Below are 16188 nucleotides of genomic sequence, written 5' to 3'. Positions count from 1 at the left end.
CCTAGTCCTTGGCCAGGGGCACGCCGGCCGCCAGGGCCAGGCGGCGGCGCTCGGCCTGCACCTTGGCGCCATAGCCGCCGTCGCTGGGGCCGGTGGCGCCCACGTAGCAGGCCAGGCCGGCCGCGCGCGAACCGCGGCGGTCGATGCAGTCGCGCAGGATCTGCCCGCCGACCTTGATGTTGGCCACCGGGTTCAGGGCCACGCCGTCGCCGCCGCCGAACGGCTCGAATTTCTCCCGGTGCACCCGGGTCATGACCTGCATCAGCCCCTGGGCGCCGACATGGCTTTCCGCGAAAGGGTTGTAGCGCGATTCGATGGCCATCACGGCCAGCAGCAGGATGGGATCGAGGTCCAGCTCGTGCCCGACCAGGAAGGCGGTATTGACCAGCACGCCGGTGGCGTCGTAGGCCACGCGGTATTTGCGCGAAATGTAGCCGCGCAGGGCTTCGACCTGCTCGCGCGTGATGCCCTGCTCGTTCAGCACGCGCACCGGGGGCACCGAGCCGATGGCGCCCAGGAAATTGCGCACGCCGGGCATGCCCAGCGCGCCGGTCGGCGAGGCGGGCGACTCGGGCGCGATCCCGGCCGTCTCGGACGGCAGCGCATTCTGCACGGATTCGGGCGCCAGCGCGGCGACCATGGCGCTGTGGGCCTGCAGCGCCTGGTCGCGCAGGCCGGGCAAGGCAACGATGATGGTGGCCGCGACCAGCACGGCGATGCCGAGGTAGACGGCGCTGGTTCGCACCAGCTCTGCAAGATAATGGTGGGCGGTGACCGCCAGCCGACGCCAGGTAGGCGTGTCCGACGCATCAGACATTATTGGAATCTCCTAGGTAACGATGGACCCGATGTTAACCTCAGTGGATTCCGTCATATGTAACCAAATTCGTGGATATTGAAGGTGAAATACAGGGATCTTAGGGACTTTATCGCGCAGATCGAGCAACGGGGCGCCTTGCGGCGCATTGTTGCCCCGGTTTCCACGAATCTGGAGATAACCGAGATCGGCGACCGCGTGCTGCGTGCGCAGGGGCCGGCTTTGCTCTTCGAGAACGCGCAGCACGACGGCCGGCCGGCCGGCCGGCCGGTGCTGGCGAACCTGTTCGGCACCCCCCAGCGCGTGGCCTGGGGCATGGGCGCCGAGGACGTCGGCGCGCTGCGCGAGACCGGCGAGCTGCTGGCCTCGCTGCGCGAGCCCGAGCCGCCGCGCGGGCTGCGCGATGCGCTGTCCAAGGTGGCCATGCTCAAGTCGGCCATGTGGGACATGAGCCCCAAGACGGTGCGCGGCGCCCCCTGCCAGGAGCTCGTCATCGAGGGCGACGAGGTGGACCTGGGCGCCCTGCCCCTGCAGACCTGCTGGCCGGGCGACATCGCGCCGCTGCTCACCTGGGGCCTGGTGATCACGCGCGGGCCCAAGGCGCGCCGCCAGAACCTGGGCATCTACCGCCAGCAGCTCATCGGCCGCAACAAGCTGATCATGCGCTGGCTGTCGCACCGCGGCGGCGCGCTGGATTTCCGCGACCACTGCCTGGCCCACCCGGGCCAGCCCTTCCCGGTGGCCGTGGCGCTGGGCGCCGATCCGGCCACCATCCTGGGCGCGGTCACGCCCGTGCCCGACAGCCTGTCCGAATACCAGTTCGCCGGCCTGCTGCGCGGCTCGCGCACGGAAGTGACGCAGGCGCTGGGCAGCACGCTGTCGGTGCCGGCCAGCGCCGAAATCGTGCTGGAGGGCCATCTGCTGCCGGCGTCCGACCCGCGCGCGCACGCGCCCCAGGTGCCCGAAGGGGCCCCGCCGCCGCCGCAGTCCGACTACGAAATGGCGCTGGAAGGCCCCTATGGCGACCACACCGGCTACTACAACGAGCAGGACTGGTTCCCCGTCTTCACGGTCGAACGCATCACGATGCGGCGCGACGCCATCTACCACACCACCTATACCGGCAAGCCGCCCGACGAGCCGGCGGTGCTGGGCGTGGCGCTGAACGAGGTGTTCGTGCCGCTGCTGCGCCGCCAGCTGCCCGAGATCGTGGACTTCTACCTGCCGCCCGAGGGCTGCAGCTACCGCCTGGCGGTGGTGTCCATGCGCAAGCAATACCCCGGCCACGCCAAGCGGGTGATGTTCGGGCTCTGGAGCGTGCTGCGCCAGTTCATGTACACCAAGTTCATCGTGGTGGTGGACGAGGACATCGACGTGCGCGACTGGAAGGAAGTGGTCTGGGCCATGACCACCCGCATGGACCCGGTGCGCGATACGGTGACGGTGGAAAACACGCCGATCGACTACCTGGACTTCGCCTCGCCGGTATCCGGGCTGGGCGGCAAGCTGGGCATGGACGCGACCAACAAGTGGCCCGGCGAGACCCAGCGCGAATGGGGCACGCCCATCAGGATGGACCCGGCGGTCAAGGCCCGCGTCGACGCCATGTGGGGCGAACTCGGCCTGTAGGACGCCGCAGGACGGGCGGCAGACGCCGGCCGCGCGAAAACGCGCGGGCGCAGCCGCTCAATCGCCGAACAACACCACCGGCCGGCCGCGGTCCTCCAGCACGCGCGCCGGCAAGCCGTACACCTGCTGCAATACCGCCGGCCGGAGCACCTGGGCGGCGGGCCCGTCCGCCGCGATGCGGCCCTGCGCCATGAACACCAGCCTGTCGCACCAGCGCGCCGCCAGGTTGATGTCGTGCAGGATCACCAGCACGCCCAGCCCATGCTCGTGCGCCAGCCGGCCGGCGGCGCGCAGCAGGCCGTGCTGGTGCAAGGGATCCAGGCTGGCCGTGGGTTCGTCCAGCATCAGGAAACGCGATTGCCCGGGCAGGCGCTGCGCCAGCGCCTGCAGCAGCACCCGCGCGCACTGCACGCGCTGCTGCTCGCCGCCGGACAGCGAGCCATAGGGCCGGTCACGGAACGCCTGGGCGTCGGCCAGGGCCAGCGCCTGCCCGATGCCGGCCTCGGCCTGCGCGGGCGACAGCTCCGGATAGGGATAGGCGCCCATCGCCACGACCTCGCCGGCCGACAGTTCGAAACCCAGGCTGCTGTGCTGCGGCAGCACGGCGCGCCGGCGCGCCAGCGCGGCCGCGCCCAGCCGCCCCAGCGGCTGGCCGTCCAGGCTGGCCTGCCCGGCATCGGGCGCCAGGTCGCCGGCCAGCACCGCCAGCAGGGTCGACTTGCCGGCCCCGTTGGCGCCGAGCAAGGCCACCAGTTCGCCCGGCCGCAGCAGGAAATCCACGCCGGCCAGCACCTCGCGCCCGCCGCGCCGCAGGCGCAGTCCCTGCGCACCGATCATCGCCGCCCGCCCCGGTAAAGCAGCCACAGGAAGAACGGCCCGCCGATCAGGCTGGTGACCAGGCCGATGGGCAGTTCGGCGGGCTGCACCACCGAGCGGGCCAGCAGGTCGGCCAGCGTCAGGGCCAGCGCCCCGCCCAGCAGCGAGGCCGGCAGCAGCCAGCGATGGTCGGCGCCCAGCGCCAGGCGCACCAGGTGAGGCACCACCAGGCCGACGAAGGCGATGCCGCCGGTGACCGCCACCAGCGGCCCGACCACCAGCGCGGTGGCCAAGAGCAGCTTGCGCCGCACCGTCCGCAAGGCATAGCCCAGGTGCTGGGCCTCGCGCTCGCCCAGCAGCAAGGCGTTCATCACCCGCCACTGCCCGGCCAGCCAGGCGCAGATCAGCAGCGTCCAGGGCCCCAGCACGGCCACCAGGAACCAGTTGGCCCCGACCAGGCTGCCCATGCTCCAGAAGGTCAGGTCGCGCAGTTGCGCGTCGGTGGCCGCGTAGGTGAGCAGGCCGATCAGGCTGCCGGCCACGGTATTGATGGCGATGCCGGCCAGCAGCAGGCCCGCCACGCCGGGGCTGCGCCGGCCCAGCCCATAGGCGGCCAGCATGGCCAGCAGGCTGCCGGCGAAGGCCGAGGGCGCCAGTATCCAGAAGCCGCCGCCGGTCAGCACGATGGCGCTTACCGCGCCCAGGGCCCCGCCGGCCGAGATGCCGACCAGCCCCGGCTCGGCCAGGGGATTGCGGAACAGGGCCTGCATGACCGCCCCGGTCAGGGCCAGGGCGGCGCCGGCAAGCAGGCCGAACGCCACGCGCGGCAGCCGGATGTCCAGCAGCACGTTGCGCCACAGCAGCTCTTCCGGGGCCGGCGTGCCCAGCAGCAGGCCAGGCAGTGCGCGCAGCGGAATCGGCACCGCCCCCGAGGCCGCCGCCAGCAGCGCCGCGGCGGCCACCGCCAGCGCCAGCAGAATCAATGCGCGCCGGCCCCGCGCCGGGAACGGGAAATCAGCAAGCCAGGGGTTCATTGCACAAGTCCACGAGTAGGTCGCGCCAGCGGCGCGGCTCCGAGCGTCCGGGCTGGCGCACGCCGAAGAACTGGACGATCAGCTCGCCATTCTCGGCATAGCCTTCCAGCGAGGTCAACCAGCCGTCCTGGCTGGGCTTGTTCACCACCCAGGCCGAAGCCACGGCCAGCACGTTCAGGTGCAGGTTGAAGCGCTCGTCCTGCACGTGCAGCCAGGGGCCGGCCCGGTACAGGTTGTACATCGGCCCCGTATGGATCTGCACGATGCCGCGGTTGCTGACGAAACACTGCACCGGCAGGCCCATGAGGCTGACCTGGGTCAGCAGGCGCTCCAGGCTTTGCGCGCCGACCTCCTGCGCCAGGTCGCTGCCCACGGCGCGCAAGGCGCCCACCCGCGAGACCTGGTATTTGCGCAGCAGCGGGAAGAACTGGGCGGTATCGCGCAAGGCCAGCCAGCCCGCGCGCAGGCCCTGCGGATCGTCCGGCCGGTCGGCCAGCATGGGCACGGCCGGCGCCCGCAGCATGGGCCACTGGGGCGCGGCGGCCCCGTGGCGCGCCACCAACGCCTGCAAGGCCGCCAGGTCGGTGTTGGGCGTGGCATAGGTCTTGTGCACCGCCGTGCCGGTGTGGTCGAAGAACTGCAGGCTGCGCCGGCCGGTCTGGGCTACCAGCCAGACGCTGTCCCAGTGCGCGAAGAACATGCGCAGGTCGATGTCCGGCCCGCGCACCACGCCGATCTGCCCTTCGATGCGCACGTCCTGGTAGCGGCCGGTGCGCTCGTGCACGCACCAGGGGTTGCGCGAGACAGCCATGAACTCATTGACCTGCCCCAGTTCGCGAAACAGGTCCAGCGGACGCACGTCCAGGCGGTCGGCGGACATGTCGCCGCATTGCGCCGCCAGCAGCTCCACTTCGGCCACGCCCAGCCGGTCGGCCATGGTGCGCACCCGCAGCCCGGGTTCGGCGTCGGCCAAGGCATCGAACCGGGCGCGCAAGCTGCGCGCCCGCGCTTGAAAATCGGCACCGCTCATTGGCGAGGAACGGAAGGCGGGCCGGCTGTGGCAACAGGCCTGCGCCCGGATGCGTCGGCCGGCCCGGCCCGCGCCTGGTCAGCGCGGCGCGCGCGGGCGCCGCGCAGCGCCGCGCCCGCGCAGCCGGCGCAGCAGGCCCAGGCCCTGCCACAAGGCCATCGCCATGCCGCCGAACCTGAGCAGCCGCGTGCGCCGCCCGGCGGCAAACAGCGCGGAAACCGAAGACAGCAGGAAGGGATATTGCCGCAGCAGCGCCATGCCGTGCGCCAGCAGCGAGGAAGCGGGCACGCCGCGCAGGCCGCCCAGCATCGCCACCGGACTGAGCGAGCGGCCCACGCGGGAGAACGCCGAGGCCAGCGCCTCGCGTTCGACCGCCGCCCGCGCGCGCAGCAATTCCAGGCGCACGGCGCGATCGATGTGTACGGAACGTCGGGATGTCATCGGCTGGCCTGTCCTTGTTTCAGCGCCGGCGCGGCGCAGCCGCGCGCGGCGGATCGTCGTCTTCGTCGGAATCGTCCTGCATGCGGCGCGAGGCGGCCAGCATGTCGGCATCCCGGCCCAGCTCTTGCACCGTGGCCGCGAAGGGCGCGGGTCCGAGCACCAGGTGGCGGCGCAGCCGCAGCAGCAGGAACAGGCCGATCAGCCCGTAGAGCGCGGCCAGCGCGCCCAGGGCCAGATAGCGGTTCTCGGTGGGCCAGACCATCACGGCCACCAGGATCGACAGGACCAGCAAGCCCAGCGCCAGGAACAGCAAGGCGGCAAAGGCCAGGCCCAGCACCTTGACGAGACGGGTTTTTTCCTCGGCCAGCTCGAGGCCGAAGATCTCCACGCGCGTGCGCACGAGCGAGACCAGTCCGGTCGAGATGGCACCTACGGTGTTCTTCAGCCCCATATGGCTATGCGTCGGGAGACGGCGCGGCGCGGCGGCCGCGCCGGCCGTCCTAACGACGCCCCAGCAGCAGGCCGATCAACAGGCCGGTCAGGCCGGCCGCGGCGATGGACTGCCAGGGATAGTCGTGCACATAGTCGTCGGTCAGGCGGGCAGCCTTGCGGCTGCGCTCGACCAGCGCGTCCTGGGCGTCGTACAGGGCCTCGCGCGTGCGCTTGAGCGAGACCAGGGCGCGTTCGCGCAGCTCGGCCGCGCGATCGCCGGTGGAGCTGGCCGCCTCGCGCAGCAGGTCCTCGGCGTCGGTCAGGCTGGTCTTGACGCTGTCGATGAGCTTGTCCTTGGAATGGGGACCGTCGTTGTGGTTGATGGACATGATCGCACTCTCCCTGGATAGATCTTCGATGGCGAGATGATAGCAGCGTCCCCGGGGCGCACGGCCGGGCAGGTTGCACCCGCTTACCTATGCGTTGGCCAGGCGCCGGAGCCCCGCCTTAACGCACCTCGGTCACCTCGATCACCGCCCGCTGGCCGGCCTGCACGATCTCCTGCTTGAGCACCATGCCCACGTCGGGGCAGAACCAGTCGGTGACCTGCGAGCGCATCGCCGGGATCGGCAGCACCAGGCCGTTGAAGCTGGCCTGGGTCGCGCCCGTTTCGCGGCTGTAGCGGATGGGCCAGCATTGCTGGCTGCCGGCCGCGGCGGTGTCGATGCGCTCGCGCGCGCCGACCACCCGCTCGCCGATGTGAAAGGTGGTCGGCGGCAGGCCCACCTGCCCCTTGGGACCGCGGTCGCCCACCGCGAGCTGGAAGCTTTCGCCGGGCAGGCGCTGGCCTTCCCGCTCGATGGGCGTGCCGTAGCCGAACAGGCCCAGCAGGCGCAGGTCGAAGTCGCCGCCGGAAGACGAGCCGCCGCGGCGCTGGAAGCTGGAACGGCCGTCGGTCACGCGCAACTGGTGATCGATGTCCGATTCGCCGCCGGGCAGGCCGGCCAGCGAGTAGGCCGCATTGCCCCGCACCGTGGCGCTGCACCGGTCGGCGCCCTGCTTGGACACGCCCGAAAAGGACAGCTGCGCCTGCACCTGGACGATGCCGGTGCCCGACACCTTCAGGTGCCCGCCGTCATGCATGAAGCGGGCCTGGCAGATGCCCGATGGCTGCGCGGCCTGAACGCCCGCGGCCAGCAGCAGCGGCGCGGCGCCCGCCAGGCATATGCGTGAAATGGGTCCCTGCATGTCATCACCTCCTGGATTCTCGCTTTCCCCTTCCCCCGGGGCACAAACCGTCCGGCGCTGGGCGCAGGCCGGACCCGTGCGATCGTAACGCGGGCGGCGCCGCCGGCCTGATGAGGAATGCGCGAAAGCGTGTCCAAACCTGTCAGGCCCTTCATATAAATAATAGAAATAAATAATCAATGAACAATGCTTTGCAGGCATGAAGCAACAGCCTCTACGATGCAGGCAGCAGGCCGGCGGCAATCCTGTCCCGGCCTCAAGCTGGCCCGCTCCATGAAACTCTTTCCTCTTTTTGCCGACCTGCACGGCCGCGCGGTATTGCTGGTGGGCGGCGGCGCCGTCGCCCAGCGCAAGGCCCAGGCCCTGCTGGAGGCAGGCGCCGACCTGTGGGTGGGCGCGCCCGAATTGACGCCGCAGCTGCGGCAATGGGCCGATGCCGGCCGCCTGCGCCACCTGCCCGGCGAGTTCGAGCCGCACTGGCTGCAGGGCAAGTGGCTGGTGATCGCCGCCACCGACCGACGCGAGGTCAATGCGCAGGTGGCCCAGGCGGGCAACGCGCGCGCGCAGCTGGTCAACGTGGTGGACGACCCCGAGCTGTCCTCCTTCCAGGTGCCCTCCATCGTGGACCGCTCGCCGCTGATCGTGGCCATCTCTTCCTCGGGCGCCGCCCCGGTGCTGGCGCGGCGGCTGCGCGAGCGCATCGAAAGCCTGTTCGACCACGCGCTCGGGCCCCTGGCCGAGCTGGCCGCGCGCTACCGCGCCCGGATCCGCGCGGCGCGGCCGCAGATGGGGCCGCGCCGCGCCTTCTACGACTGGCTGCTGGACGGTCCGGTGGCGGCCCTGCTGCGGCAGGGCCGGCCCCAGGCCGCCCAAGCGGCGCTGGAGGCGGCCCTGCAAGCGCCCGTCCCGCCACGGCCGGGCAGCGTCTGCCTGGTGGGCGCCGGCCCCGGCGATCCGGGCCTGCTGACGCTGCGCGCCCTGCGCGCCCTGAACGAGGCCGACATCATCCTGTACGACCGGCTGGTCGGCGACGCGGTGCTGTCGCTGGCGCGGCGCGACGCCGAGCAGGTGTTCGTGGGCAAGCGCGCCGGCGAGGACCACCATGCCACGCAGGCGCGCATCCACGCGCTGATGCGCGAGCACGCCCAGGCCGGGCGGCGCGTGGTGCGGCTCAAGGGAGGCGATGCCTTCATCTTCGGGCGCGGCGGCGAAGAGCTGCAATACCTGCGCGCCCACGGCGTGCCCTACGAAGTGGTGCCGGGCGTGACCGCCGCGCTGGCCTGCGCCGCCTACGGCGCCGTGCCCCTGACCCATCGCGACCATGCCCAGTCGGTGCAGCTGATCACCGCCCACGGCAAGGAAGAGAACGACACGCTGGACTGGCAGGCCCTGGGGCGCGGCACCCACACGCTGGCCTTCTATATGGGCGTGAGCCAGCTGCAGCGGCTGGCCGAGCGCCTGATCGCGCATGGCCGGGCGCCCGATACGCCCTGCGCGCTGGTCGAGAACGGCACCCGGCCCGACCAGCGGGCGCTGTACGCGCCGCTTTCGGACATCGCCGCGCAGGCCCGGCGGCACGGCTATGCCCCGCCCTCGCTGCTGATCGTGGGCGAGGTCGCCGGCCTGGGGCCGGAACTGTCCTGGTACGGACAGGTGCTGCACGAGGCCCAGGCCCGCCTTGCGGGTCCGGCCGCCCCGCAAGGCGGCCGGACGGGCCGCGAACCGCCACCGCCCGCCCCGTAGCCGCTGGCTCCTGCGACCGCTATTCCTTCTGCTTGGTGCCGAAGATGCGGTCGCCCGCATCGCCCAGGCCGGGCATGATGTAGCCGTGCTCGTTCAGGCCCTGGTCCACCGAGGCCGTGTAGATGGACACCTCCGGGTGCTCGGACAGCACTTTCTCGATGCCCGCCGGCGCGGCCACCAGCACCAGCGCGCGGATCTCCTTGCAGCCGGCCCGCTTGAGCAGGTCGATGGTGGCGCACATCGAGCCGCCGGTGGCCAGCATGGGATCGACGATCAGGGCCAGGCGCTGGTCCAGTTCGCCCACCAGCCGTTCCAGGTAGGTATGGGCCTGCAGCGTCTGCTCGTTGCGCGCGATGCCCACCACGCTCACGCGCGCGCCGGGGATCAGGCTGAGCACGCCGTCCAGCATGCCGATGCCGGCCCGCAGGATGGGCACGACCGTCACTTTCTTGCCGGCCAGCTTCTCGGTCTGCACCGTGCCGCACCAGCCCTCGACCGTATGCGGTTCCAGCGGCAGGTCCTTGGAGGCCTCGTAGGTCAGCAGCGCCCCCACTTCCTGGGCCAGCTCGCGAAAACTCTTGGTGCTCAGGTCGGCACGCCGCATGACCCCGAGCTTGTGGCGGATGAGGGGATGGCGGATTTCGTGCAGGGGCATGGGAAGGGTCTCCGAAAAAAGGCGGCGTATCTATAGCGCAAGCCGGGCGCCCCGCGCAAGCGGCGCGCCCTAGCGCGCCGCCAGCCAGGCCACCAGCGCGTCGTCGAAGGGACGCACCGACCAGGCCTGCTCGTGGTTGACCATGCTGACCACCACATAGCGCTTGCCGCTGGCGCCCAGCACGTAGCCGGCGATGGCGCGCACGTCGCGCAGCGAGCCCGTCTTCAGGTGCGCCATGCCTTGCGCGGCATCGTTGCGCAAGCGCCGGCGCACCGTGCCGTCCACCCCGACGATGGCCAGCGAGGACAGGTATTCGGGCATCACCGCCGAGCGCCAGGCGGTCTGCAGCATGTCGGCCAGGCTGGCCGCCGAGACCGAGGCGTTGCGCGACAGGCCCGAGCCATTGTCCACCACCAGCTCGGGCATGGACAGCCCCTGGCGGGCCAGCACGGCCGCCAGGGCCTGGCCGCTGGCGGGCACGGTGGCGGGCCGCGCGCCGCGCTCGGCGCCCAGCGTCAGCAGCAGCGTGCGCGCCATCACGTTGTTGCTGCGCTTGTTGATGTGGCGGATGACCTCGGACAGCGGCGGCGACTCGTGCGAGGCGATGGGCACGGCCCCGGCAGGCACCACGCCGGCGCGCACCTGGCCGGTGAAGGTGCCGCCCAGCTGGGTCCAGACGTAGCGCAGCACGCTGTGGGCGAACTCGGTTTGCGGCAGGGCCAGCCGGAACAGGCTGAATTCGCCGCAGGAGCCGGCCACCTTGCCCGACAGGCGCAGGGCCACGCCCTGCTGGCTCAGGATGGGTTCGGTGCCGACCACGGGCGGGCCCGGGCAGCGCACGTCGCTCCATTCGACCTGGCCCTCCAGCGTCACGCCGGGCAGGGGCGGGTCCATGACCGGCACCCAGCGGCGCGCCACCGGGTCGGGCGTGAAGATCAGCCGCGAGGCCCCGAAGCCCACCATCAGGGCGTCGGGACTGGCGTTGTAGGGCCGGTCGGCGGCGCCGTCGAAGGCGCCCGGGTCGATCTGCACCTGGCCGAACATCGACCGGTCGATGATGACGTCCGAGATCTGGCTGATGCCGCGCAGGCGCAACTCGCGCAGCAGGGTCCACAGGTCCTGCAGCATCAGCATGGGGTCGCCGCCGGCCCGCAGGTACAAGGGGCCGGGCAGCACGCCGCGCGCATCCGGGCGCGCGCCCGGCTCGGCCAGCAGCTCGGTGCGCCAGGTATAGCTGGGACCGAGCTCGGACAGGGCGGCCCAGGTGGTGACCAGCTTCATGACCGAAGCCGGGTTGCGCGGCTGGGCCGGATTGAGCGAGAGCAGCTCGGGCCCGTCGACCTCGCGCACCACCAGCGACAAGGAGCTGTCGGGCAGCTTGGTCTGCTTCCAGGCCGCGGCCAGCTCGGCCGGCAGGCCGGGCTGCGCCCCCGCCCATCCGGCCGCGCAGGCCAGCGCGGCCCCCGCCAAGGTTTTCATCCATCGTTTGAATCCGGGCACGATCCCTGCTCTGCGCACAACCACCTCGACCTACGAAGAAAAAACGATGCAGGCGCCAGCATACCGAACTGCGGCCGGCCGTAGGCGCCGGACAGCTTAAAATCCCGTTCTTGCCCGCTTGCCGGGCCCTTCCCGCCCGTTGCTGCCGCGTGACCAGACCCCTGACCCTTGCCGATTTCGACTACGAGCTGCCCGAGGAGCTCATCGCCCAGACGCCCCCCGCCACCCGCGGAGCCAGCCGGCTGCTGCACCTGGACGGCGCCGGCCGCCTGCACGACCGCCAGTTCGCCCAGCTGGGCGGGCTGCTGCGCGCGGGCGACCTGCTGGTCTTTAACGACACCCGCGTCATCAAGGCGCGGCTGACCGGCCAGAAGGCCACCGGCGGCAAGGTCGAGGTGCTGGTCGAGCGCATCACCGAGCCCGACCGCGCCCTGGCGCACGTGCGCGCCAGCAAGTCGCCGGGCCCGGGCACGGCGCTGCGCCTGGCCGGCGCCTTCGACGCCACGGTGCTGGGGCGCGAGGGCGAGCTCTTCGACCTGCGCTTTCCGGCCCCCGTGCTGGAGCTGCTCGAGCGCCACGGCGCCACGCCGCTGCCGCCCTACATCGCCCACGCGCCCGACGAGCAGGACGTGGCGCGCTACCAGACCGTCTACGCGCGCGAACCCGGCGCGGTGGCCGCCCCCACCGCCGGGCTGCACTTCGACCAGGCCATGCTGGCGGCCCTGGCGCAGCAAGGCGTGGCGCGCGCCTTCGTCACCCTGCACGTGGGCGCGGGCACCTTCCAGCCGGTGCGGGTGCAAAAGCTGGACGAACACGTCATGCACGCCGAGTGGTACACCGTGCCGGCCGAGACCGTGGCGGCGGTGGCCCGGGCGCGCGCGGCCGGCGGACGGGTGATCGCGGTGGGCACCACCAGCGTGCGCGCGCTCGAATCGGCCGCCGCGCAGGCGGCCGATACCCAGGCGGCGCCCGCCCCGGGGGCCGCGGCCGGCGAGCCCGGCGCCCGCGTGCTGGCCGGCCCGGCCCAGGGCGACACCCGGCTGTTCATCACGCCCGGCTACCGCTGGCGCGTGGTCGATGCCCTGCTCACCAACTTCCATCTGCCGCAATCGACGCTGCTGATGCTGGTTTCGGCCCTGGCGGGCGTGGAACCCATCAGGCGCGCCTATGCCCATGCCGTCGCCCAGCGCTACCGCTTCTTCAGCTACGGCGACGCGATGTTCATCGAACCCCCTGCCCAATGACCGGACTTTCCTTCGAACTGCTGGCCCGCGACGGCCAGGCCCGCCGCGGCCGCCTTGTCCTGAACCACGGCGTGGTCCAGACGCCCATCTTCATGCCGGTAGGCACCTACGGGGCGGTCAAGGCCATGCTCCCGCACGAGCTGGAAGACCTGGGCGCGCAGATCGTGCTGGGCAACACCTTCCACCTGTGGCTGCGGCCCGGCCCGCAGGTCATCGGCGCGCACGGCGGCCTGCACGGCTTCATGCAGTGGCAAAGGCCCATCCTGACCGACTCGGGGGGGTTTCAGGTATTCAGCCTGCAAGGCATGCGCAAGATCACCGAGGAAGGCGTGAAGTTCGCCTCGCCCATAGACGGCGCGCGCCTGTTCCTGACGCCCGAGGAATCCATGCGCATCCAGCATGCGCTCAATTCCGATGTGGTAATGGTCTTTGACGAATGCACGCCCTACGAGATCGACGGGCGCCCTGCCACCTACGAGCAGGCCGCGCGCTCGATGCGCATGTCGCTGCGCTGGGCGCGCCGTTCGCGCCAGGCCTTCGACGAGCTGGGCAATCCCAACGCCCTGTTCGGCATCGTGCAGGGCGGCATGTACGAGCCCCTGCGCGACGAATCGCTGGCCGGCCTGCAGGAAATCGGCTTTCACGGCTACGCCATCGGCGGGCTGTCGGTGGGCGAGCCCAAGGCCGACATGCAGCGCATCCTGGCGCACGTGGCCCCGCGCCTGCCACAGGACAAGCCGCGCTACCTGATGGGCGTGGGCACGCCCGAGGACCTGGTCCAGGGGGTGGCGCAGGGCATAGACATGTTCGACTGCGTGATGCCCACCCGCAACGCCCGCAACGGCTGGCTGTTCACCCGCTACGGCGACCTGAAGATCCGCAACGCCCGCTACCGCGACGACACCCGGCCGGTGGACCCCTCGTGCCGCTGCGGCGCCTGCGCCCGCTTCTCGCGCGCCTACCTGCACCACATGCAGCGGGCCAACGAAATCACCGGCGCGCGGCTCAATACCGAGCACAACCTGCGCTTTTACCTGCAGATCATGCACGAGATGCGCCAGGCCATCGAAACCGGCACGTTTTCCGAGTGGCGCGAGCGCTTCGCCGCCGACCGGGCGCGCGGCATCGACTGACCCCGCCCCGGCGCGCGCGCGCAACATCGCCCCAACAAGCCGATACAAGATCGCTACAATAGCCGGCTTAAAAAGTTCAACCAGGAGAAATCCAATGCTCGCGACCGATACCCTCGGCATCGTTCTGGCCCAGGCCGCCCCCGGCGGGGAAGCCGGCGGCGCCCTGATGGGCATGCTGCCCATCATCCTGATGTTCGTGATCCTCTATTTCCTGATGATCCGGCCCCAGATGAAGCGCCAGAAGGCCCACCGCCAACTGCTGTCCGAACTGGCCAAGGGCGACGAAGTCGTCACCGCCGGCGGCATCCTGGGCAAGGTCACCAAGGTCAGCGACAACTACGTCACGGTCGAAGTGGCCGAGCTGGCCGACAAGCCCGTCGAGATCATCCTGCAAAAGCCCTCGGTCTCGGCAGTGTTGCCCAAAGGAACCATCAAGGCCCTGTAAGCGTCACAATTTCCCTTGATGCCGCACCCCGGCGGCATCGCAACAACGCAAACTCCCCAGCCAGGACACCGCGGAGCCGGCTCCGCCGGTCCGCCAGTGCCGCCCCCTCGGGGGGGCAGGCGCGCAGCGCCTCGGGGGTGGATCACACCATGAACCGCTATCCCCTCTGGAAATACGCCACCGTCCTGATCGCGGTGCTGGTCGGCCTGCTCTACACGCTGCCCAACTTCTTCGGCGAATCGCCGGCGGTCCAGATCTCCAACGCCAAATCCACCGTCAAGGTGGACAGCACCATGCTCGGCCGCGTCGAGCAGCTGCTGGCCGATGCGGGCATCGAGACCACCGGCTCGCAGTTCGAGCAGAACGGCACCATCGGCACCGTGCGCGTGCGCTTTGCCACGACCGACGTGCAGCTGCAGGCCCGCGACCTGATCGAGCGCAGCCTGAACCCGAACCCCGAGGATCCCTCGTACACGGTGGCGCTGAACCTGCTGCCGGCCTCGCCCAACTGGCTCAGCGCCATCGGCGCGCGGCCCATGTACCTGGGCCTGGACCTGCGCGGCGGCGTGCATTTCCTGCTGCAGGTCGATATGCAGGGGGCGCTGACCGCCCGCTACGAGTCGCTGGCCGGCGATGCGCGCAACATCCTGCGCGACCAGCGCATCGGCGGCACGGTCGAGCGCGCGGGCCAGAGCGTGGTGGCCAGCTTCGAGAGCGCCGAGCTGCGCGACAACGCGCTGGCGGCGCTGCGCAGCCGCATGCCCGACCTGCAGTTCGCCGGGCGCCAGGACGGCCAGCGCGCCCAGCTGGTGGGCACCCTGAGCCAGACGGCCATCGCCACGGTGCAGAGCAACGCCCTGCGCCAGAACATGACCACGCTGCACAACCGCATCAACGAGCTGGGCGTGGCCGAGCCCATCATCCAGCAGCAGGGCACCGACCGCATCGTGGTCCAGCTGCCGGGCGTGCAGGACGTGGCCCGCGCCAAGGAACTGCTGGGCCGCACGGCCACCCTGGAGATCCGCCTGGTCGACGACTCGCCGGCCGCGCAAAGCGCGCTGGCCGCCGGCACCGTGCCCTTCGGCCTGGAGCGCTACGAGGACGCCAACGGCATGCCCCTGCTGGTGCGCCGCCAGGTCATCCTGACCGGCGAGAACCTGCAGGACGCCCAGCCCGGGCGCGACCAGCAGACCCAGCAGCCGGCCGTGCACCTGACGCTGGACGCCAAGGGCGCGCGCATCTTCCGCGACGTCACCCGCGACAACATCAACCGCCGCATGGCCATCCTGCTGTTCGAGCGCGGCCGCGGCGAAGTCGTCACGGCCCCGGTCATCCGCACCGAGATCCCCGGCGGCCAGGTGCAGATCTCCGGTAGCATGAGCGCCGAGGAAGCCGCCAACACCGCCCTGCTGCTGCGCGCCGGCGCGCTGGCCGCGCCCATGGAGATCATCGAGGAGCGCACCATCGGCCCGAGCCTGGGCGCGGACAACATCGCCCAGGGCTTCAACTCGACGCTGTTCGGCTTCCTGGCCATCGCGGCCTTCATCATCCTGTACTACCACCTGTTCGGCATCTTCTCGGTCATCGGGCTGACGCTCAACGTGCTGCTGCTGCTGGCCCTGCTGTCCATGCTGCAGGCCACGCTGACGCTGCCGGGCATCGCCGCCATCGCCCTGACGCTGGGCATGGCCATCGACGCCAACGTGCTCATCAACGAGCGCATACGGGAAGAACTGCGCAACGGCGCCTCGCCGCAGCAGGCCATCCACCACGGCTTCGAGCGGGCCTGGGGCACCATCCTGGACTCGAACCTGACCACGCTGATCGTGGGCATCGCCCTGCTGGCCTTCGGCTCGGGGCCGGTGCGCGGCTTCGCGGTGGTGCACTGCCTGGGCATCCTGACCTCGATGTTCTCGGCGGTCGTGGGCGTGCGCGCGCTGGCCAACCTCTGGTATGGCGGACGCCGCAGGCTCCAGGCGATCTCCATCGGCACCGTCTGGAAACCCAAGGCCAAGGACTGA

General features: G+C 71.0%; 16 protein-coding genes. 6 read left to right on the top strand and 10 right to left on the bottom strand.

Going from position 1 to position 16188, the window contains the following annotated elements:
• Window position 1 precedes the first annotated feature (1 nt).
• The gene (locus V8Z80_RS18285; protein WP_155192966.1) at window positions 2-817 is read right to left on the bottom strand and encodes a lytic transglycosylase domain-containing protein; all 816 of its coding nucleotides are present in this window, start codon (window positions 815-817) and stop codon (window positions 2-4) included.
• 84 nt (window positions 818-901) lie between these two features.
• On the opposite strand from V8Z80_RS18285, the gene V8Z80_RS18280 reads away from it, so the two are divergent.
• On the top strand, window positions 902-2446 hold the full coding sequence (locus tag V8Z80_RS18280; protein WP_336063031.1) for a UbiD family decarboxylase: 1545 nt from the start codon (window positions 902-904) through the stop codon (window positions 2444-2446).
• A 57-nt stretch (window positions 2447-2503) separates the two neighbouring features.
• On the opposite strand, the gene V8Z80_RS18275 is transcribed toward V8Z80_RS18280, so the two are convergent.
• From V8Z80_RS18275 to V8Z80_RS18245, 7 genes are all read right to left on the bottom strand, one after another.
• The gene (locus V8Z80_RS18275; RefSeq protein ID WP_336063030.1) at window positions 2504-3283 is read right to left on the bottom strand and encodes a heme ABC transporter ATP-binding protein; all 780 of its coding nucleotides are present in this window, start codon (window positions 3281-3283) and stop codon (window positions 2504-2506) included.
• Window positions 3280-4224 carry a FecCD family ABC transporter permease gene (locus tag V8Z80_RS18270; RefSeq protein ID WP_336063033.1) on the bottom strand — a complete coding sequence of 315 codons (945 nt, stop codon included), beginning with the start codon at window positions 4222-4224 and terminating at the stop codon, window positions 3280-3282. Before V8Z80_RS18270 ends, V8Z80_RS18275 begins: the two co-directional genes overlap by 4 nt.
• Window positions 4225-4276: 52 nt before the next feature.
• On the bottom strand, window positions 4277-5326 hold the full coding sequence (locus V8Z80_RS18265) for a ChuX/HutX family heme-like substrate-binding protein (protein WP_155192974.1): 1050 nt from the start codon (window positions 5324-5326) through the stop codon (window positions 4277-4279).
• 78 nt (window positions 5327-5404) lie between these two features.
• Window positions 5405-5767, bottom strand: coding sequence for a hypothetical protein (locus tag V8Z80_RS18260; RefSeq protein WP_336063029.1), 363 nt, complete (start codon window positions 5765-5767; stop codon window positions 5405-5407).
• Window positions 5768-5786: 19 nt separating this feature from the next.
• Window positions 5787-6218 carry a phage holin family protein gene (locus V8Z80_RS18255; RefSeq protein WP_336063028.1) on the bottom strand — a complete coding sequence of 144 codons (432 nt, stop codon included), beginning with the start codon at window positions 6216-6218 and terminating at the stop codon, window positions 5787-5789.
• Between the two features lie 49 nt (window positions 6219-6267).
• The gene (locus V8Z80_RS18250; RefSeq protein ID WP_155192978.1) at window positions 6268-6588 is read right to left on the bottom strand and encodes a DUF883 family protein; all 321 of its coding nucleotides are present in this window, start codon (window positions 6586-6588) and stop codon (window positions 6268-6270) included.
• Window positions 6589-6706: 118 nt separating this feature from the next.
• Window positions 6707-7447: a hypothetical protein gene (locus V8Z80_RS18245; protein WP_155192980.1), complete on the bottom strand. Its 741-nt coding sequence runs from the start codon at window positions 7445-7447 to the stop codon at window positions 6707-6709.
• Window positions 7448-7720: 273 nt separating this feature from the next.
• Here V8Z80_RS18245 and cysG point away from each other — a divergent pair, with 273 nt between their 5' ends.
• Window positions 7721-9190, top strand: a complete 1470-nt coding sequence (gene cysG / locus V8Z80_RS18240) for a siroheme synthase CysG (RefSeq protein WP_336063027.1) — start codon at window positions 7721-7723, stop codon at window positions 9188-9190.
• A gap of 19 nt (window positions 9191-9209) precedes the next feature.
• Here the strand turns inward: cysG and upp are convergent, their stop codons facing one another.
• Window positions 9210-9845, bottom strand: a complete 636-nt coding sequence (gene upp, locus V8Z80_RS18235) for a uracil phosphoribosyltransferase (RefSeq protein WP_155192984.1) — start codon at window positions 9843-9845, stop codon at window positions 9210-9212.
• A 69-nt stretch (window positions 9846-9914) separates the two neighbouring features.
• Complete coding sequence (gene dacB / locus V8Z80_RS18230) at window positions 9915-11363, bottom strand: D-alanyl-D-alanine carboxypeptidase/D-alanyl-D-alanine endopeptidase (RefSeq protein WP_442951996.1); 1449 nt, start codon at window positions 11361-11363, stop codon at window positions 9915-9917.
• A gap of 131 nt (window positions 11364-11494) precedes the next feature.
• On the opposite strand from dacB, the gene queA reads away from it, so the two are divergent.
• From queA to secD, 4 genes are all read left to right on the top strand, one after another.
• Entirely contained in the window at window positions 11495-12589 is a 1095-nt protein-coding gene (gene queA / locus V8Z80_RS18225; protein WP_336063025.1) for a tRNA preQ1(34) S-adenosylmethionine ribosyltransferase-isomerase QueA, read from the top strand.
• Entirely contained in the window at window positions 12586-13722 is a 1137-nt protein-coding gene (tgt, locus tag V8Z80_RS18220) for a tRNA guanosine(34) transglycosylase Tgt (protein WP_155192990.1), read from the top strand. Before queA ends, tgt begins: the two co-directional genes overlap by 4 nt.
• A 94-nt stretch (window positions 13723-13816) precedes the next feature.
• Window positions 13817-14167 carry a preprotein translocase subunit YajC gene (gene yajC, locus V8Z80_RS18215; protein ID WP_155192992.1) on the top strand — a complete coding sequence of 117 codons (351 nt, stop codon included), beginning with the start codon at window positions 13817-13819 and terminating at the stop codon, window positions 14165-14167.
• Window positions 14168-14316: 149 nt separating this feature from the next.
• A complete protein-coding gene (secD, locus tag V8Z80_RS18210; RefSeq protein WP_336063024.1) occupies window positions 14317-16188 on the top strand; it encodes a protein translocase subunit SecD in 1872 nt (623 codons plus the stop codon).

This window comes from Orrella sp. JC864, from assembly GCF_037026685.1.
Classification (GTDB): Bacteria; Pseudomonadota; Gammaproteobacteria; order Burkholderiales; family Burkholderiaceae_B; genus Orrella.
The sequence above is the reverse complement of the archived record's forward strand: the minus strand, read 5'-3'. Positions and strand labels throughout refer to the sequence as shown.